This window comes from Bartonella acomydis (genome assembly GCF_039543025.1).
Lineage (GTDB): Bacteria > Pseudomonadota > Alphaproteobacteria > Rhizobiales > Rhizobiaceae > Bartonella > Bartonella acomydis.
Genome location: NZ_BAABIY010000095.1, coordinates 20,603 through 40,027, shown reverse-complemented (window position 1 = coordinate 40,027; position 19,425 = coordinate 20,603). Strand labels below are relative to the sequence as shown.

The window sequence follows — 19,425 nt, the reverse complement described above, 5'->3', positions numbered from 1 at the left end:
CATAGGCTTTAAATTCACCAAAATATTTCGTAATTGCTGCTGTTAATGAGGTCTTCCCATGATCAACGTGACCTATCGTGCCTATATTAACATGTGGTTTCGTACGTTCAAATTTGCTCTTTGCCATTTGAGCTCTCCATTTTCCATCCAAATCAAGGACTAAGTTAAAATTAATGACTCAATAAAATTACGCGTATTTTTTCTGAATCTCCAAAGCTACAGCCGAAGGGACAGGCTCGTAATGATCAAATTGCATTGTATATTGCGCACGTCCCTGACTCATCGAACGAAGAGTATTTACATAACCAAACATATTTGCCAAAGGAACCATTGCATTCACAACTGTAGCAATACCACGTGCTTCAGTCCCTGAAATTTGACCACGACGAGAATTTAGGTCACCAATGACATCACCAACATAATCTTCTGGCGTCACAACTTCCACCTTCATGATAGGTTCAAGAAGCTGTGCACCAGCCTTTTTTGCACCATCGCGAAAAGCTGCGCGGGCAGCGATCTCAAAAGCTAAAACAGAAGAATCAACATCGTGATATCCACCATCGATAAGAGTAGCTTTTACACCAAGCATAGGGAAGCCTGCAAGGGGTCCTGAGCCCATAACACTCTCAATCCCCTTCTGAACACCAGGAATATACTCTTTGGGAACAGCACCACCAACAACTTTCGACTCAAAAATAAAATCATCACCCTCATGAGGCTCAAAAATAATTTTTACACGAGCAAACTGCCCAGCACCACCCGATTGCTTTTTATGCGTATAATCAATTTCTGCCATTTTCGTAATTGACTCACGATAAGCAACCTGAGGCTGACCAATATTTGCCTCAACTTTAAACTCACGCCGCATACGATCAACAATAATATCAAGATGAAGCTCACCCATTCCAGCTATAATAGTCTGCCCCGATTCCTCATCAGACTTCACGCGAAATGAAGGATCTTCAGCAGCTAAACGATTAAGCGCAATACCCATCTTTTCCTGATCTGCTTTTGTCTTTGGTTCAATGGCAATTTCAATAACAGGCTCAGGAAAATCCATCCGTTCCAAAACAATAGGCTTTAGAGGATCACAAAGAGTGTCACCTGTTGTCGTCTCCTTAAGTCCTGCAAGAGCAACAATATCACCAGCAAACGCTTCCTCAATATCTTCACGAGAATTTGAGTGCATTTGTAACATACGCCCTAGACGCTCTTTCTTTCTCTTGACAGTATTTTCTAGAGAAACACCTTTTTGAACCTTACCAGAATAAACACGACAAAAAGTCAAAGATCCAACAAAAGGATCATTCATAATTTTAAAAGCAAGCATAGAAAGCGGAGCATCATCCGAAGATTCACGTACCGCTTCAGAATCAGTCTTCACATCAACACCTTTAATTGCCGGAATATCAACCGGAGAAGGAAGATAAGAAACAACAGCATCCAAAAGCGGCTGCACACCTTTATTCTTAAAAGCCGTACCACAAAGAACCGGATGAAATTGAACCTCTATCGTTCCCTTACGAATGAGAGCGACAAGCTGCTCATCGGTTGGCATGATACCTTCTAAATAAGCCTCTGTCGCAGCCTCATCAACTTCAACCGCCATCTCAATGAGTTTTTCGCGATACTCTTCCGCCTTTTCCTTCAAATCAGCAGGAATTTCACTCACCACCGCTGAAGCACCAATGGAACCGTCCCACTTTAGTGCCTTCATTTCAACAAGATCAACAACACCTTCAAAATCATTTTCAGCACCAATAGGCAACTGCAAAACAAGTGCTTTAGCCCCCAATCGCGAACCAACCATCTCGACACTACGATAGAAATCAGCACCTATCTTATCCATTTTATTAACAAAAACCATGCGCGGCACACGATATTTCTCAGCCTGCCGCCAAACAGTCTCCGTCTGAGGCTCCACCCCAGCATTAGCGTCCAACAATGCTATCGCCCCATCAAGAACACGCAAAGAACGCTCAACCTCAATGGTAAAATCAACGTGACCTGGCGTATCAATGATATTAAAGCGCCGCTTACGTCCATCACGCCCTTGCCAAAAAGTCGTTGTTGCAGCAGACGTAATCGTAATACCGCGCTCCTGCTCTTGCTCCATCCAATCCATCGTAGAAGCACCATCATGGGTCTCACCAATTTTATGATTTTTACCTGTATAGAACAAAATACGCTCAGTCATAGTGGTCTTACCAGCGTCAATATGCGCCATAATCCCAAAATTACGATAATCTTCAATTTTATATTCGCGAGCCATTACACTTGCCTTAAATTCTAAACACGCCTACCAGCGATAATGCGAGAACGCACGGTTAGCCTCAGCCATACGATGAACATCTTCACGCTTCTTTACTGCAGAACCACGATTATTAGCTGCATCCATCAGCTCACCAGAAAGACGATCAATCATTGTCGTCTCATTGCGCCCACGCGCTGCTGAAATCAACCAACGAATAGCAAGAGCCTGACGACGATCAGGACGAACATCAATCGGAACCTGATAAGTAGCACCACCAACACGACGCGAACGAACCTCAATATGAGGTGCAACATTCTCTAACGCTTGATGAAACAAAGCTACAGGATCTGCTTTCACTTTCTTTTCCACAACATCAAGCGCACCATAAACAATACGCTCAGCAACTGACTTTTTACCATCAAACATAATGGCATTCATAAACTTCGTAATAACCAAATCACCAAACTTAGGATCTGGATTAATTTCACGCTTTTCTGCTCTATGGCGACGGGACATCGGCTTTGTCTCTCAATATTATTTCGGACGCTTTGCGCCATACTTTGAACGACGCTGTTTACGATTCTTGACACCCTGTGTGTCAAGCAAACCACGAATAATGTGATAACGGACCCCTGGCAAATCCTTCACACGACCTCCCCGAATCATAACAACAGAGTGCTCTTGAAGATTATGCCCTTCTCCAGGAATATAACCAATTACTTCAAACCCATTTGTCAAACGGACTTTAGCAACTTTTCGAAGTGCAGAATTTGGTTTCTTCGGCGTAGTTGTATAAACGCGTGTACAAACCCCACGTTTCTGCGGATTCAACTGAAGAGCAGGGACCTTATTGCGCTTAACCGGCACAACACGTGGCTTGCGAATCAACTGGTTTACGGTAGGCATGCAACCTTCCTCTTTGTTTCAATCTACGTTTGTTTCACCCATTTGGGCTTCTTATATTTTCCCGATAAAATCGGAGCAAACACTTAAAACCTACACGGAAAATCGGGCATGACTGTTACAAACAGCTTACCCGATTACAAGCAGAGAAGGCAATAGCCTTTTGCACTAGTATTTGCTTTTAATCTTTAAACCTGCTTGAATGACCTTTTGGAGAAATATCCAAAACCGTCATCACTCTCACATCGTTCATAGCCATTTCTAATAACGAGAACACATGTATTCGTCAAGAACTAAACATCAGAAAGTTTTTAAAAATGAAAATAAATTAAATTTAAAGATTTCAAATTTGCCTTTTACAGGCGTTCTTAGTTAAGTGAAATCCTCATAATATTATAGCAACATATTATTGGATATAGAGTTAAGACACTTAAACGAAAAACTTTAAAAAAATTGCACAGGTGGTATTTAAGATGAACACTATGAAAATAGTAACGTGGAATATTGCTGGAATAAAAGCACGACATGAAACATTATATCAATGGCTACAACAAAACCAACCCGATATAGTCTGTTTACAAGAAGTAAAAAGTACCGATGAAAATTTTCCACGTAGTGCAATTGAAGAATTAGGTTATCACATAGAAACACACGGACAAAAAAGTTTTAATGGTGTTGCGATTCTCTCTAAAAAAACGCCTGATGAAGTTATCCGACGATTACCTGGTAATGATAATGATGAACAAGCACGCTATATTGAAGCTGTTTATTCCATAAACAAAGGCGTTATTCGTGTGGCATCCCTCTATTTGCCAAATGGAAATCCTGTAAAAAGCGAAAAATATCCTTATAAAATAGAATGGATGGAGAGATTATATGCCCATGCAAAATCATTGCTTGCCCATGAAGAACCGCTTATCTTAGCTGGTGATTATAATGTCATCCCTACCCTACTGGATGCAAAAAATCCTCAAGAGTGGGAGCATGATGCCTTATTTCTTCCTCAAACAAAACAAGCATTTCAGCGCATTCTTCATTTAGGTTTTTATGACGCTATTCGTAATGTAACAGATACTCCCTCATTTAGCTTCTGGGATTTTCAAGCTGGTGCATGGCAAAAAAATAACGGGATTCGTATTGATCACTTACTCTTATCACCAGAAGCTGTCGATCAACTTATTTGCGCTTATAGCCAAACAGAAGTGAGAGGATATCAAAAACCATCGGACCATACTCCCGTTTGGGCTCACTTTAACTTTAATTAAGAAAGTAAAATACTTAAATTTTATTAAAATAAAAAATATCCCACCCCGAATATAAATGTGCTACACAATGCACGACAATATATCTTAAGTAATACAAAAAGCGAGAAATAGAACTTGAATGGAGGAGATAATGAAAAAATCACTATTAATATTTATCGCAGCAATAACCCTCGGGCTAACAAATGTTTCCCACGCTGAAAATGATACATTAGAAAAAATAAAAAGAACGGGAGAAGTCACCTTAGGTGTTCGTGAATCATCAGGTTTAGCCTATGCCCTTGGTAATGAGAAATATGTAGGTTTTCACACAGAAATGGCGGAGCACATTATTAACGATATTTCAAAAAAAATTGGGAAGCCCATTAAAATTCACTATCTCCCTATCACATCACAAAATAGAATTCCTCTCTTAAAAAATAGTACTTATGATTTTGAATGTGGTTCAACAACAAATGACATCGCCCGTGGTAAAGAAGCTGCATTCGCTTACACCACTTATGTTGAAGAAGTTCGAATTGCTGTAAAGAAAAATTCTAATATTAAATCTCTTGCCGATTTAAATGGTAAAACAGTGGCAACCACCACCGGTACAACATCTGTTCAGCTTATTCGTAAAAATAAACGCGCAAAAAACATTCATTTTAATGTTGTAAAAGGTAAAGACCATGGAGATAGCTTCTTATTATTAGAATCTGGTCGCGCAGACGCATTTGTTATGGATGCTTCAATTCTAGCTGGACATATTGCCAAATCGAAAAATCCATCCAATTACATCATTCTTGATCCCGTACTTTCAGTTGAACCCATCGCCTGTATGCTCCGATTAGATGACAAGAACTTTGAACAAGCCATCAACGATAGTATTGTACGCCAAATCAAAGACGAATCACTTGAAAAACTTTATGATAAATGGTTTATGAAACCAACTCCACCTGCTAATACTATTATTAACCTTCCCTTATCCAAAGCAACAAAATATGCTTGGGAACATCCAAACAATAAGCCTCGCGAAGACTACACAAAAAAATAATTTGTAGAGTTGTAAAAAAAGCATAACCACACTCTATTTGAAAATTGAGTGTGGTTATGCTTAGTTTGTCTTTTAATAAATTCAGCATATGTAAACATAACCGTTTTACTCTTCTGTTTTACAGATAACGAAATTTAGGAAATAGCAATTAATGGACTTTTCTTTCCTTTGTACAGACGATCTTAATCAAACATTTGTGGCTGGATGCCTTGGAACCCCTGGTGTGAGTCACACCTATTTAGATACACTGCTTGATGGCTTTAAAAATACAATTATATTATCCATCTCTTCATTAATTTTAGCGATATTTTTGGGCATCATTATAGGAACAATGCGCACGCTCCCGAACACTTCTATGATCCGTTGCTTATTGCGAATTATTGGAGGTATCTGGGTGGAAATCACGCGTAATATTCCTTTGCTTGTACAAGTATTTTTATGGTACTTTGTCGTACCTAAGGTTTATCCACCAGCAATGAATTTTTCACCTATTCTTTTAATAACGTGTGCCTTAGGATTCTTTACATCTGCTCGTATTGCAGAACAAGTACGCTCAGGTATTGAGGCGATTCCTTCTGGACAGCGTTACGCAGCTATGGCAATGGGATTTACCACCTATCAAGTTTATCGCTATATCATATTACCGCGTGCTATGCGCACGATTATGCCCCCGCTTACTTCAGAAGCCATGGGAATTGTAAAAAATTCATCTATAGCATTTGCCGTTTCAATAAATGAACTCATGCAATTTCAATACCAAACAATTGAAGAAATCAGCCATGTTTATGAAAACTATCTCATCGTCACGATTCTTTATATTCTTATAGCTTTATTGATATTTGTTATCATGACAATGATTGAGCAAATGCTCAAAATTCCTAATTTTCAAACGAAGGAACATTGAATATGATAGATTCCATAAGCTCTCAATTTGGACAATATTTTCCTTTCAAATTTTCAGACTTTGATTTTTCATTTTTTTCTTTTGACATATTCTATTCTTATATTCTGTCAGGTTTACTCTTTAGCATTTTTCTGACCATTGTTGCGACAATCTTAGGACTTATTTTTGGTACCCTCTTAGCAATAATGCGGCTTTCTTCTATAAAACTGCTCTCTTGGCTTGCAATCATTTATATAACTGCCATGCGTTCAATACCACTTGTTATGGTTATTTTATGGTTTTTTGTACTTTTACCTTTCCTAACTGGAACATCAATCGGTGCAAATAAATCAGCACTCATTACCTTTACCGCATTTGAAACCGCTTATTTTGCTGAAATTATGCGTGCCGGTATCAATTCTATTTCACAAGGACAAAAATATGCAGGACAAGCTCTTGGAATGACATATTGGCAAAATATGTATGTTGTCATTCTTCCCCAAGCCTTCAGAGACATGCTGCCAGTTTTTTTAACACAAGTCATTATTCTCTTTCAGGATACAACACTTGTTTATGCAATTAGTGGCAATAGCCTCTTGAACGGTTTTGATATTGTTGCTAACAACTTTGGCGTAAAGCAAGAAGCTTATGTGTTAGCAGCTATTTTCTATTTTGTGATCTGCTTTACACTGTCGCAGATAGTCTTGTATCTACAGAAAAAAATATCCATTATCCGCTAACAGGAAAAAAATGTCTACGCATATGATCGAAATAAAAAATATTTCTAATTGGTATGGTGAAATTAACGTTCTTAAAAATTGCACAACCAATATTAATAAAGGGGAAGTTGTTGTAGTTTGTGGGCCATCAGGCTCAGGAAAATCAACACTGATTAAAACAATTAATGCTCTTGTTCCTTTTCAAAAAGGTGAAATTTGGATTAATGGAACACCAGTTCATTCAAAAAAAACGAATCTACCCAAACTGCGCAGCCACGTAGGAATGGTATTCCAGCATTTTGAGCTTTTCCCACATTTGTCCGTTACAGAAAATTTAACAATTGCACAAATCAAAGTCTTAAAGCGCAGCAAAAAAGAAGCGCTTGAGCGTGGTTTGTTATATCTTGAACGTGTTGGACTCATCGAACATAAAAATAAATATCCGGGACAGCTTTCTGGAGGACAGCAACAACGTGTTGCTATAGCTCGCGCCTTAACTATGGATCCACTCGTTATGCTCTTTGATGAACCAACATCTGCTCTAGATCCTGAAATGGTAGGTGAAGTGTTAGATGTCATGATCAGCCTAGCCGAAGAAGGTATGACAATGATGTGTGTAACGCATGAAATGGGGTTTGCACAAAAAGTCTCCCAACGTGTTATTTTTATGGATCAAGGACAAATTCTTGAAGACTGTTCATCTCAAGAGTTTTTTTCTAATCCGCAATCTAGAACACCACGTGCACAAGATTTTTTGTCTAAAATCTTTAACCATTAATAGCCATGTTATAATCAAAAACTATCTTAATTACACTGTAATATAAGAATTGCAGCTTTGCTCTTGAAACGCTCTAGCAAAATATCCCCAAATTATTATTTTTTATAATATCAGGAAGCTAAAAACATTACAGTACATCTTTCAAATTGATTACAAATATCAAAAGCACGCTTTTTGAGAAACAATTCAATCTTGATCTTTCATCTTTGCTTTTTATAGATTACAATTAGCATGACTGTACCGCCAATGATTTTGCTTTCCTGAATCAGCTTGTTTCTGAATATTGCCTGACTAAGTGAATTTCTTTTTCTTGCTAAACATTGAAGTCATCTTACTGCTTGTATAAGATTTTTCTCTCTAAGGGATCATAATTCACCGCACAAAGATGAGCAGCATAAGAAGAATGAGATTTTACAGATGATTGAGGAATAGCTTTTTATATAATGGACAATTTTAACCGACGCATCAGAAGCATAATTTCCATCTTATAAACCAAGATTAGCAATTTTTTTCTATAACTTAAAGCTCATTCACTACCCAAAATCTGCCGCTGATCTTAGTTTCCTTATGACAGCTACTAAAAAATTTCTGTAAGAAAAACAGAGCATTTTAAAATGACAATTGAAGTAGAGAAGGAAAAATACTCCAAATATTCTGACAAATTTGACTGATCATTTCACATTGTGTCATTTTTAGAGTTCCACGGACAAGCACTATTCTGAATATGCATCTCCATATCTCACAGAGAGCGAAATTTTATATCACTGCCCTAAACGACAATATTTCAGCACAATCATATAATTATGAACTTATAATGTCATAAGCATAAAAATAAGAGAAAAATTCACAGAAGTTTTATTGATAGCATTCGCAAATAAAACTAAAAACTGACATTAAAACACTGAAGAATCTTTCCCTAAAGAAAACCTACCAATAAGTAATACAACAATATAAAATGTCCACGATAAGAATAGAAAATGCAATTACGCTAAACGCTCTAGAGCAATAGATATTTTCTTTCGCGCAGCACGCAATTCTATAACCCTATTGCGCTCAGCTTCAATAATTTCGGGTCTTGCATTTTCTATAAATTTAGGATTATCTAGCTTAGTTGATATTTTTTCGATATCCTGCTCGATTTTGTGAACATCTTTCATTAAACGAGAACGTTCAGCCTCCAAATCAATCAATTGTCCTAACGGTAAACAAAAAATCGCATCTCCAAAAATCATTTGTGCCGAAACAGCTGGAACTTTATCAGAAAAATCAATTGTTTCAATACGTGCTAACTTTCTAAGCAAAGTATCATAACGTTGCACACGCTTTTTCGTCAATTCTCCACCCTCTACAATAACAAGCGGCGCTAGTGTACCAGCTGGAATATTCATCTCAAAACGTACAGATCGAATCTCACTGACAACATCAATAAGCCAATTAATATCAGCAGCTGATTCTTCATCTACAAACACCTCCTCTGGCCATGGTATTAACACCAACATATCCTTACGTTTCATAGCTGGTGTTTCTGTAAGTGCCCATAACTCTTCGGTCATATGAGGCATAAAGGGGTGAAGAAGTTTATAAACCTCATCCAAAACCCAAGCAGTACATGCCTGAGCCTCACTTTTAGCATCCTCATTGGTACCTTGAAAAACTGGTTTGAGAAGTTCCAGATACCAATCACATAATGTATTCCAAATAAAGCGATAAAGTGCACCAGCTGACTCATTAAACTTATAATTTTCAATACCAGCAGTCACTGCTGAAGTCGTTTTAGAGAGTTCTGTTAAAATCCATCTATTAAGCGCAAGTTTTGCTTTTTCTGGTCTAAAGTTTGGATCATGCCTAACACCATTCATCTGCGCAAATCGAGTAGCATTCCACAATTTTGTTGCAAAGTTACGATAACCTGCAATACGGGAAGGATCAAGTTTAACATCACGCCCTTGCGCTGCCATAATAGCCAAAGTAAAGCGAAGTGCATCCGCGCTATATTGATCAATGAGCTCCAAGGGATTAATAATATTTCCCTTTGATTTTGACATCTTTGCGCCCTTCTGATCTCGAACAAGAGCGTGTACATAAACCGTTGGAAAAGGAACCTCACCCATAAAGTGTATTCCCATCATCATCATACGCGCAACCCAGAAAAAGATAATATCAAAACCCGTTACCGATAGAGATGTTGGATAAAATGTCGCCAATTCAGTTGTTTTATTGGGCCATCCTAATGTTGAAAAAGGCCAAAGCGCAGATGAAAACCATGTATCTAAAACATCTTGATCACGAGTTAATTCCACCGATTCACCGTAATGAGAGAGAGCCGAGGCAAAAGCTTCTTCTTCAGTTTTTTCAACAAAAACCGTGCCATCAGGACCATACCAAGCTGGTATCTGATGTCCCCACCATAATTGGCGCGAAATGCACCAAGGTTGAATATTTTGCATCCAATTGAAATAGGTTTTTTTCCAACTATCAGGAACAAATTGCGTTTTCCCTTGATGAACAGCTTCTATTGCTGGCTTTGCTAATTCAACAGCATGAACATACCATTGATCTGTCAAAAACGGCTCAATAGGTACCCCGCTACGATCTCCATGAGGAATAGTATGTGGATGATCATCAACAGCTGCGAGATATCCTTTCTCCTTCATCAAAGCAATAATCTGATTGCGTGCAATAAAACGATCTGATTGATCTAAGTCTTCCACCAACTGGCCTAATTCACCGGATAAAGTTAAACCATCAAAAAATGCTTCATTCTTGCGGAGAAAAATTTCCGCTTTTTTGGTAAAAATATTAATTAAATGCAGATCGTGGCGTTGTCCTACTTCAAAATCATTAAAGTCATGTGCGGGTGTAATTTTAACAGCGCCACTGCCCGCTTCTGGATCTGCATAAGCATCACCAACAATCAATAACCTACGACCAACAAGCGGCAAAAGAGCATACCGACCTATAAGATTTTTATAACGATCATCTTCAGGATTAACCGCAATGCCCGTATCACCAAGCATTGTTTCTGGCCGCGTTGTCGCCACCGTTATAAAAGTTGTCGCATCATTTGGGTCAAAAATTTTCCCTTCAAGCGGATATCTAAAATGCCACAAATGGCCTTTGACTTCTCTTTGTTCAACTTCAAGATCTGAAATAGCCGTTAACAATTTCGGATCCCAATTAACGAGGCGTTTGTCCTTATATATCAACCCTTGCTTATAAAGCGTAACAAAAACTTCACGAACAGCTTGCGATAAACCTTCATCCATTGTGAATCGTTCACGCGACCAATCACATGAAACTCCAAGACGACGTAGCTGATTAGCAATAACGCCTCCCGTTTTGTGACGCCATTCCCAAATACGCTCAACAAATTTTTCTCTGCCCATTTCTTGACGTGTTGGTTCTCCATACTCTGCAAGTTGACGCTCGACAACCATTTGCGTAGCAATCCCTGCATGATCCATCCCAGGTTGCCATAATACATTTTTGCCACGCATCCGCTGATATCTGACCACAATATCTTGAATTGTTGCATTTAGTGCATGCCCCATATGAAGTGAGCCTGTAACATTAGGGGGAGGAAGCATCACGCAAAAAGGTTCTGCATTACTTTTTGAACTCATTCCTGCTTCAAAAGCATCACGATCCTCCCACCTCTTTGCAACCCGTTGCTCTATAGAAGCAGCATCATAGTTTTTTTCTAACATTCTACTCACCCATAACGCCGCTGAAAAATATAATATATGATCTTAAGCGTGATCATATTATCTACAAGCTTTACTGAATCATTTTGCTGAATCATATTGAACCTGCAAAGCAGCAACAACTCTCATAAAAGTAAATGAAAATCACAAAAATAATAAGAAAATGAATAGTTAAGATGATTTCTTAATTGCCTTAACAATTTCTTCACGTAAAATATTCTCAAGCAAAACAGGCAATTTACTCTGTAACCATTCTGCTATAGCCGGACGCAAAACATCTTTTGCAATCTTCTCAGCAGAAGAAACACAATACTCAGACAATTCCACATGACCAGCCGCCATATCTTCTAACTGTGAGATATGTGCCTCATCACTATATCCTTTTGTTTTATGAACAGAGCGCTGTTCTTCAGAAGAAAGCTTTACCTTTTGCATATCCACGCCAATCGCATTATTTTTGGTTTCTATATTCTCTTTCTCTTGCGTTAAAGAAAAATTTTGGTTTTCAGAAGAAAGGCCGATACGATCAGCCAAAGCTTTCATTGCATCATCAACCGATAAAGTTGTATCATAAGCATTCTCCGACGCCTCTGCGACACGATTCGTTGAAGCATTCATTGCAACACCATCATTTAAAAAGTGATCAGGTTGAACCGTATTTTCTTCAATTATTTCACGAATAGATGTTAAAATTTCATCCATACTCGGCTCACGTAATACGCTTGAACTCTGTACCATACTTTAAAACCTTTCAAAGACGCAACAACAAACAGAATCACATTTTATAGTGTAAGCAAAAGAATCATAAGATCAACATGCCTCCCTTTATATTTTCAAAGGCAATTCGCACAAAGAGGCTAATACACACAACTTTCTTTAACTTAGTAAACCACTTTTTTCTCACATGCCAAATTCTGGTTTTAATGATCTTTTAAAGATCAAATTTATACCGATTCAAAAGCTCTTTGCATTATCGAACATATTGAATTATTTTTAACCCCAAATAATCTGCAGTTAATTTACCAATAGAAGATTGTACACTATAACTAGCAACAATAGCATTACGTTCTGCCGTTGCAAGTGCAATTTGAGCATTAATTAACTGAGTTCGAGAATTTAAAACATCTAAAGTTGTTGCCTGCCCCACACGATTTTCTTGAATACGGCCCTTAAGAGCAATTTCAGCAGCACAAACACTCTCACGATAAGCGATAACAGATGCACGAGCACCCTCTAACTGAAACCAAGCAGAAGTAAGTGCCTGTCTTATATTACTATAAGCTAAATCAAGCTGAAGATGAGCTTGCCCAAGTTGTTCTTTGGATTGACGAATCTGGGCAGACGTGCGCCCCCCTTCAAAAATTGGAACACTAAGTGATAATGCTATTGATTTAGAAACGCCATCCTCTCCAGCTCCACTGTAAATCCGATTATAAGATGCGGTTGCAAAAAAATCAATTTTAGGAAGCAATGCTCCTTCTTTTGCCTTTACATTGTAAAAACTAGCATCAACTAAATGTTTGGCATAAAGAATAGCAGGATGCATTGCAATGCTCATTTGATAAGCAGCATCAAGATTAATCGGCAAATCATTTGCCATCGGAGGACGCATTAATTTTTCCGGATTAGAACCTATAACTTGTCGATAAACGGCCTCCGCTGATTTTACCTCAGCACGTGCAAGACTCAACTCTGAAACAGCCACAGAACGGGCAGCTTGTGCTTGGGAAAGATCAATACGTCCTCCCTCTCCCACATCCAACCTTGCTTTATTCGAACGAACTTGTTCTTCAAGAGCAGCTAAATTTTCTCTACGAAGATCAGCAATACGGCGTGCTTGATAGACATTCGCATAAGCTGTTACAGTATCGAGAAACGTATTTTGCTCCACATTGCGAAGATATTCACGTTGTGCCTGCAACTTAACCTGTGCTGAAGAAAATATATTTTGTGTGACAAAACCGTCAAACAATCTTTGATTTAACCTTATTCCTAAAGATCCAGAAGTCGTATAAGACCCCACCATAGGCTTACTCCGCCCATAGCTGCCTGCCCCTTCAATTTGTGGTAAAAAACCAGAACGTGCAATAACCACATCATCACTTGATATACGTACAGCAGCACGTTCACTATTCAACTTAGCATTGCGAATATAAGCTTTAGCAAAAGCACCCATCAGTGTTTCAGCACAAACCGACTCTGAGAGTAAAATACTGAAAACCAATGGTACACACGCCTGAATTTTTTTGTTTATTTTGAACATAATACACACAACACAAACCCGATATTTATTAAAATTATCTTTTATTTACAAATAAAACACTAAAATATGAAATCAGGCGTTTTTAAAAAATGAGGAAGAGGTTTTACGGCCAGATTAAAAGCACGACGCGCCGTAATAATTCCATCCTCTTTTACATAGATCCGTGCAACACCAGAATTGCCACATCCTTCAACCACAACAAGACGTCCACCATCTTTCATTTGATCAAAGAGACTCTCTGGAACAAAATCAACAGCCCCCTCGATAAAAATAAGATCATACGGCCCCCCAACGACATACCCCTTCTCTAAAGCTCCATGAATCACGACCACATTATCACACTGATGACGCTTTAACGTTTCAGTAGCTTGCTCTGAGAGAACTTTATGACTTTCTAACGCAACCACAGTCCCTGCAAGTCTTGAAAGTAATGCTGCACAATAACCACTATTTGCACCAACATCTAAAACAATATCTGATGATTTCACGGCAGCAAGCTGTAGCAATTTCGCCAAAGAAGCAGGCCCCATTGAATAGCAATTAGGTAGTCCATTTTGTGCTGAACATACAACAATATCGGCATCAACATAACTTAAAGCTCTCATATCTTCTGATACAAAATCTTCACGCGGTACCGTTAAAAATGCTTCAAGAACTGATAAATCCGTTACATCCACTGTACGAATTTGATTATCAACCATTTTGCGGCGAAGCTCTGCAAAATCTGCAACCATCACGATTCTTTTCTCCCACTCATATAAGAACTATAACAAAACGGCAATAATGAGAATTTAAAATATATAACTGTGGGTGTTACAAAAAAGCACACTATAGTCAACAATTAGATTCTATCTGCAGCACTTTTCATGATAAAGTGCTTACCAAAGGGAAACCTTTTATTTTGTATATTATCCTATTATCCCTAAAAAACATTCTACTTTAAATAGGCTTTTTAAAATCGGCTGGAGGCCTCGCCCGGAATCGAACCGGGATACAAGGATTTGCAGTCCTCTGCGTAACCATTCCGCCACGAGGCCTCATCAAATATATAGTGTCAATAAGGGAAGGTGACGCATCCGTCAAGAGAGAGAAATCTTCTCCGTTCTTTTTTCCTCTTGTTCTACAATTTATGACTTTTTTTTCAAAAAAAGCAATTTTATCCTTTGCAAATCAGTCTTGCTTTGCTATAGCCCTTGCAGTTAAGTAATTGGGCACCATATTCCCCGGTAGCTCAGCGGTAGAGCAACCGGCTGTTAACCGGTTGGTCGCTGGTTCGAATCCGGCCCGGGGAGCCATTTTTTTATTCCACATAATTTACTGTTTTTGCTAAAGTTTTAAAAATCGGGGATGAAGTCGAAAGTATGCGGGAATAACCTTTTCTCATACGCATCTATTTAAATGTATTCCGTTTTTATCAATTTTTTCTAAAATTTTTTAATTCTGCCAAATGCTGCTATGAAGAACAAGGTAACCTAACAAAAAAATCAAAATTTTATAATTAAACGAATCAGTAAAAAACGATAACGAAAATTGTATTATTAGGTACTGTTCTGTGTATAATTAACATAAAAAAAACTTCTCTAGGCAAAAACTTATACAATAAAGGGGCCTTCCCCTAATCTAAATAGCATCCTTAAAGTTAAATGACATCGTACTGCATTCTATTCTTTAAATTACAACGCGTATTCCAATAAAAATCCAACAATATTACCCCTACAGCTTATAAAATCCAGCTGTAATAAAACAAGAAGGATAGTAAAAATTTTCACCAACTATAAATTCTTCTCCATTATAGATGAGCATAGAGAAGTAAAACATAGTTTTATACATATTTAAAAAGATGGTGAATTCACTAAGAGAAAGCAGTCTATTCCGAAAGAACAAATCTTTTTAAAACATAAAGTTACACCCCCCCCCAAACTCTTGCCACTTCTCAAAAGCGAAAGAATTTAAAAGACTCTCTTAAATCTTTGACATAATGATTGTTTTGTTTTTCTCTCTCATTTAAATTTAAAGAAAATCGAAAAGAGAAAATGTCCCTACTCTACAAGCTCTTTTCAATATTTTACCTAAGCTACCTTCTTCACAGACTTGCGGAAACGAAAAGATTTTGCACACTTTGCTACTGCTTTTTTGTGCCTTTCAGTTGAAGATGCAGAATTCTTATCCTGTTGCTGTTTATTTTTACGATTTAAAGATTTCTTTTGACTTTTAGTTTTTTTTAAACAAAGTCCCTTATCATTTTCTTTTTCTCCACCTTCTAACATAATTGCTTTAACTGGAAATGCAGCAAATTGTTCTGGAACAACCTCACGCACTAATCGTAGACGAATTAATTGCTCTACAGCACGTAGCCGTGCGCTTTCTACTCCTTCATCAAAAAGTGTGAATGCCTCACCAGATACACCATTGCGCCCAGTACGACCAATCCGATGCACATAACTTTCAGCTTCATCTGGTAAATCATAATTAATAACATGGCTTATTCCTGGTATATCAATACCGCGTGCCGCTATATCTGTGGCAACAAGAATCTGTACGGTCCTTTCACGAAACGCTTTTAAAGCAGATTGGCGAGCATTTTGTGATTTATTTCCATGAATGGTCGCAACTAAATACCCTATCTTTGTTAAACTTCGCGTAACAGAATCAGCGCCATGTTTCGTTCGGGTAAAAACAATAACAGAAGAAAAATCTGGATTTGTCAAAAGTTTACTTAAAACATTCTTTTTTTCACGTGTAGGAACACAATATAACTTTTGCGTGATTTCATTAGCAGTTGTTCCTTGAGGAGCAACTTCTATTTTAACTGGAGCTTTGAGCAGGCAATTTGCAAGTGCTGTAATTTCTTTCGACATTGTTGCAGAAAAAAGTGCTGTCTGACACTCTTGAGGTAACAGCTTGGCAATTTGTCGTACATCATGAATAAAGCCCATATCTAACATACGATCTGCTTCATCTAAAACCAAAAAACGAGATTGCGAAAGATCAACATATTTTTCACGAACAAGATCTCTCAAACGTCCTGGCGTTGCTATCAGAACATCCACACCTGCAGCCATGCGTTTAATTTGTTTCAAACGTGATACACCACCAAAAACAAGACATGTTGAAAGATGCGTTCCTTTGGCAACCATACGAAATGTTTCATCAATCTGAACAGCAAGTTCACGCGTAGGAGCTAAAATCAAAGCACGTGCAGTTTTAGGACAACGTTTATCACCAAAAGCTAAAATTTGACTCAAAAGAGGTAAACCAAATGCCAAAGTCTTACCAGATCCTGTCTGAGCAATTCCTAAAATATCGTGCCCTTTCAATATCATAGGAATAGCTTGTTCTTGTATAGGCTTAGGTCTGTTCATCCCCAAAATGAGCAAATTTTTAACCAAAAGATTAGGTAAGCCTAACTTTATGAAAACATTTTCTTTTTTGATATGCAAAATAACATCTTTCCTAAGCTTAACAACTGAAACTCAGTCATAAGCTAAATTTTTCTCCTCAAGAATCCGCGCAAAAAAACCTTGATATATTCAATTCGTAAAGCAATGCTTAACAAAACGCCTTGCGCAACTCACGAGTCCTAAAATTAAGGCGAAAGCATATAAATTAGCCCTTCATCGAGCCAGCTAAGCAGCCCAAACATCTTCATCTTATTATCAAGAGAGAATAACAAAAAAGCAAGAACTTTGCGAGATATATTTATAACAAAAAAAGAAAAGATCATTTATTTATTATTGTTTCTTTCGGTAAATGGACATTATTAAAATCAGGATAAATTTCTAGAAAAACTGGATTTTGTACAGTTTTTTGTCCACCATAGATTAAATACCACTGAGCGTTATCAAAAATTGCCAAAGTTTTATATTGAAGAATGCGATCTTTCCTCTCAACTATCGTCGGAACTAAAGCATAAAAAGCACCATGATCAGTTTGCAAATACTCTATGTTTTTTTCATCTAAACGATAAGCATCAGCAGGTAAACTTTTAAATTGCATACGTAGTTGTTCAAGAAAATTATTGCGTAAATCATTCTCTGCCATATTCAAACGGCGCGCCATTTCCTGGTAAAGCCGTTCAGGCATATAATGGGATATAGACACTAAATCCCCATTTTTTACAGCATTATTGACATCAACAATTAATCTTGAAAGTTCAGTCTTTTGTATTTCTGTTGGCTCCAATGCAAAACTCTGTTGACCAACACTTAAAAACAAGAACAGACTCAGTATAAAGTAAAAAATAGATCTTATTTTTATCTTTCTCATTTCAGTAAAAATTCCAGTTTCTCAAATAACAAAATCAAACAATGTTTGATCATCGGTAATATCACGATAACGCCAACCTAACGTTTTAAAATTTTCCTCTAAAAGACGAAAATTATTATATTTTTTAGTTTCAATTGCAATCAATACAGAACCAAAACTTCTCGCTGATTTTTTGAGATATTCAAAGCGTACGATATCATCATCCGGTGATAAAGTAGCAAGAAAACTACGCAAAGCACCAGGATGTTGTGGAAAACTAAAAATAAAATATTTTCTCAATCCCTGAAAACGCAGAGAACGCTCTTTAATATCTGGTAAACGCTCAAAATCAAAATTTCCTCCTGAAATAACAAGAAGAATTTTTTTGCCTTTTAACTCTTGAAGAGGAATACTGTTAAGAGCATCTATCGATAAAGCACCCGCTGGTTCAAGAACCATCCCTTCAACATTAAGCATTTCAACCATTGTAGAACAAACACGATTTTCAGGAACTGTAATAACACAATCAGGTAAAAATTGCTTCAACATTGTGTAATTTAGGGCACCAATTTTAGCCACAGCAGCACCATCTACAAATGTATCGATATTTTCAAGTTTGACATGTTCACCACTCTCCAAACAAGCAAGCAAACTTGCAGCTCCTTGTGGCTCAACAAAACGAAGCTGTGTTTTCCAACCATATTCATGTACAAACTTACTCACACCACTAGCCAAACCGCCACCGCCTACGGGTACAATCAGCAAATCTGGTTCACTTTCTCCATTGAGTTTTTTCCATTGTAAAACCGCCTCACAAAGGACTGTTGCCTGCCCTGTAATAATGCGCATATCATCAAAAGGTGGTGCCATCGTTCCCCCACTTTGCGTAACAAAAGATTGCGCTGCTGCATAACATTGATCAAAGGTTTCACCAACGAGACGAATATCAATAAACTCTTTGCCAAAAATACGTGTCTTCTCAATTTTTTGCTGTGGAGTTGTTACAGGCATAAAAATCACGCCTTTACGCTTAAAATAGCGACAAACGAAAGAAACTCCTTGCGCATGATTCCCCGCTGAAGCACAAACGAATGCTGCATCTGAAGATATCTTATCCAGCATTTCTGAAACAAAATTGAAAGCACCACGAATTTTATAAGATCGCACCGGTGTTAAATCTTCACGTTTTAAATAAATTTCTGCATCATATTTTTGACTAAGAAAGTCATTTCTTTGAAGTGGTGTTTCAGCAAACACATGATGCAAAGCTTTCATAGCTTTCGTTACGTCTTGAATAAATTTACTCATAACACCCGTCATTTCATGCTTGTTAATATTCCTAAAAATCCTTCTAGCTATAAAGACAACTCTTGTCAGTCAA

15 protein-coding genes, 2 tRNA genes and 1 pseudogene are annotated in these 19,425 nt (G+C 37.7%); 6 read left to right on the top strand and 12 right to left on the bottom strand.

Annotated features, from left to right (window positions below; all coding sequences use genetic code 11):
* From ABD909_RS07765 to rpsL, 4 genes are all read right to left on the bottom strand, one after another.
* Window positions 1–127: GTP-binding protein (locus tag ABD909_RS07765; protein ID WP_234924853.1), on the bottom strand; the 127-nt coding region annotated here is incomplete at its 3' end.
* A gap of 60 nt (window positions 128–187) precedes the next feature.
* Window positions 188–2,272: an elongation factor G gene (gene fusA / locus ABD909_RS07760; RefSeq protein WP_345097357.1), complete on the bottom strand. Its 2,085-nt coding sequence runs from the start codon at window positions 2,270–2,272 to the stop codon at window positions 188–190.
* A gap of 27 nt (window positions 2,273–2,299) precedes the next feature.
* A complete protein-coding gene (rpsG, locus tag ABD909_RS07755; RefSeq protein WP_345097356.1) occupies window positions 2,300–2,770 on the bottom strand; it encodes a 30S ribosomal protein S7 in 471 nt (156 codons plus the stop codon).
* 18 nt (window positions 2,771–2,788) lie between these two features.
* On the bottom strand, window positions 2,789–3,160 hold the full coding sequence (gene rpsL, locus ABD909_RS07750) for a 30S ribosomal protein S12 (protein ID WP_345097355.1): 372 nt from the start codon (window positions 3,158–3,160) through the stop codon (window positions 2,789–2,791).
* A 479-nt stretch (window positions 3,161–3,639) separates the two neighbouring features.
* Here rpsL and xth point away from each other — a divergent pair, with 479 nt between their 5' ends.
* The 5 genes from xth (at window position 3,640) to ABD909_RS07725 (ending at window position 7,832) form a co-directional block, all read left to right on the top strand.
* Complete coding sequence (gene xth, locus ABD909_RS07745) at window positions 3,640–4,422, top strand: exodeoxyribonuclease III (protein ID WP_345097354.1); 783 nt, start codon at window positions 3,640–3,642, stop codon at window positions 4,420–4,422.
* 130 nt (window positions 4,423–4,552) lie between these two features.
* Window positions 4,553–5,452, top strand: coding sequence for a transporter substrate-binding domain-containing protein (locus ABD909_RS07740; protein WP_345097353.1), 900 nt, complete (start codon window positions 4,553–4,555; stop codon window positions 5,450–5,452).
* Between the two features lie 151 nt (window positions 5,453–5,603).
* A complete protein-coding gene (locus tag ABD909_RS07735) occupies window positions 5,604–6,356 on the top strand; it encodes an amino acid ABC transporter permease (RefSeq protein ID WP_345097352.1) in 753 nt (250 codons plus the stop codon).
* A 2-nt stretch (window positions 6,357–6,358) separates the two neighbouring features.
* Window positions 6,359–7,075: an amino acid ABC transporter permease gene (locus ABD909_RS07730; RefSeq protein ID WP_345097351.1), complete on the top strand. Its 717-nt coding sequence runs from the start codon at window positions 6,359–6,361 to the stop codon at window positions 7,073–7,075.
* Window positions 7,076–7,085: 10 nt separating this feature from the next.
* Entirely contained in the window at window positions 7,086–7,832 is a 747-nt protein-coding gene (locus ABD909_RS07725) for an amino acid ABC transporter ATP-binding protein (protein ID WP_345097350.1), read from the top strand.
* Window positions 7,833–8,815: 983 nt separating this feature from the next.
* Here the strand turns inward: ABD909_RS07725 and ABD909_RS07720 are convergent.
* The 5 genes and pseudogenes from ABD909_RS07720 to ABD909_RS07700 all read right to left on the bottom strand — a co-directional run bounded on the left by ABD909_RS07720 (window position 8,816) and on the right by ABD909_RS07700 (window position 14,836).
* On the bottom strand, window positions 8,816–11,539 hold the full coding sequence (locus ABD909_RS07720) for a valine--tRNA ligase (protein WP_345097349.1): 2,724 nt from the start codon (window positions 11,537–11,539) through the stop codon (window positions 8,816–8,818).
* A 168-nt stretch (window positions 11,540–11,707) separates the two neighbouring features.
* Window positions 11,708–12,274, bottom strand: coding sequence for a DUF2497 domain-containing protein (locus tag ABD909_RS07715; RefSeq protein WP_345097348.1), 567 nt, complete (start codon window positions 12,272–12,274; stop codon window positions 11,708–11,710).
* 232 nt (window positions 12,275–12,506) lie between these two features.
* Window positions 12,507–13,828 (bottom strand): annotated as a pseudogene (locus ABD909_RS07710) (TolC family outer membrane protein).
* A 30-nt stretch (window positions 13,829–13,858) separates the two neighbouring features.
* Window positions 13,859–14,533, bottom strand: coding sequence for a protein-L-isoaspartate O-methyltransferase family protein (locus ABD909_RS07705; protein WP_345097359.1), 675 nt, complete (start codon window positions 14,531–14,533; stop codon window positions 13,859–13,861).
* 229 nt (window positions 14,534–14,762) lie between these two features.
* Window positions 14,763–14,836, bottom strand: a tRNA-Cys gene (locus ABD909_RS07700).
* A 183-nt stretch (window positions 14,837–15,019) separates the two neighbouring features.
* On the opposite strand from ABD909_RS07700, the gene ABD909_RS07695 reads away from it, so the two are divergent.
* A tRNA-Asn gene (locus ABD909_RS07695) sits at window positions 15,020–15,094 on the top strand.
* A 774-nt stretch (window positions 15,095–15,868) separates the two neighbouring features.
* Here ABD909_RS07695 and ABD909_RS07690 read toward each other — a convergent pair.
* From ABD909_RS07690 to ilvA, 3 genes are all read right to left on the bottom strand, one after another.
* Window positions 15,869–17,239, bottom strand: coding sequence for a DEAD/DEAH box helicase (locus ABD909_RS07690; RefSeq protein WP_345097346.1), 1,371 nt, complete (start codon window positions 17,237–17,239; stop codon window positions 15,869–15,871).
* Window positions 17,240–17,519: 280 nt separating this feature from the next.
* Window positions 17,520–18,050 (bottom strand): hypothetical protein, encoded by a 531-nt coding sequence (locus ABD909_RS07685; RefSeq protein ID WP_345097358.1) that lies wholly within the window; start codon window positions 18,048–18,050, stop codon window positions 17,520–17,522.
* 36 nt (window positions 18,051–18,086) lie between these two features.
* Entirely contained in the window at window positions 18,087–19,352 is a 1,266-nt protein-coding gene (ilvA, locus tag ABD909_RS07680; RefSeq protein WP_345097345.1) for a threonine ammonia-lyase IlvA, read from the bottom strand.
* Between the last annotated feature and the right edge of the window lie 73 nt (window positions 19,353–19,425).

Bases quoted from the DNA above. Each gene is read 5' to 3' on its own strand.
- fusA (WP_345097357.1), bottom strand. From the start codon at position 2,272: ATGGCTCGCGAATATAAAATTGAAGATTATCGTAATTTTGGGATTATG.
- rpsG (WP_345097356.1), bottom strand. From the start codon at position 2,770: ATGTCCCGTCGCCATAGAGCAGAAAAGCGTGAAATTAATCCAGATCCT.
- rpsL (WP_345097355.1), bottom strand. From the start codon at position 3,160: ATGCCTACCGTAAACCAGTTGATTCGCAAGCCACGTGTTGTGCCGGTT.
- xth (WP_345097354.1), top strand. From the start codon at position 3,640: ATGAAAATAGTAACGTGGAATATTGCTGGAATAAAAGCACGACATGAA.
- ABD909_RS07740 (WP_345097353.1), top strand. From the start codon at position 4,553: ATGAAAAAATCACTATTAATATTTATCGCAGCAATAACCCTCGGGCTA.
- ABD909_RS07735 (WP_345097352.1), top strand. From the start codon at position 5,604: ATGGACTTTTCTTTCCTTTGTACAGACGATCTTAATCAAACATTTGTG.
- ABD909_RS07730 (WP_345097351.1), top strand. From the start codon at position 6,359: ATGATAGATTCCATAAGCTCTCAATTTGGACAATATTTTCCTTTCAAA.
- ABD909_RS07725 (WP_345097350.1), top strand. From the start codon at position 7,086: ATGTCTACGCATATGATCGAAATAAAAAATATTTCTAATTGGTATGGT.
- ABD909_RS07720 (WP_345097349.1), bottom strand. From the start codon at position 11,539: ATGTTAGAAAAAAACTATGATGCTGCTTCTATAGAGCAACGGGTTGCA.
- ABD909_RS07715 (WP_345097348.1), bottom strand. From the start codon at position 12,274: ATGGTACAGAGTTCAAGCGTATTACGTGAGCCGAGTATGGATGAAATT.
- ABD909_RS07705 (WP_345097359.1), bottom strand. From the start codon at position 14,533: ATGGTTGCAGATTTTGCAGAGCTTCGCCGCAAAATGGTTGATAATCAA.
- ilvA (WP_345097345.1), bottom strand. From the start codon at position 19,352: ATGAGTAAATTTATTCAAGACGTAACGAAAGCTATGAAAGCTTTGCAT.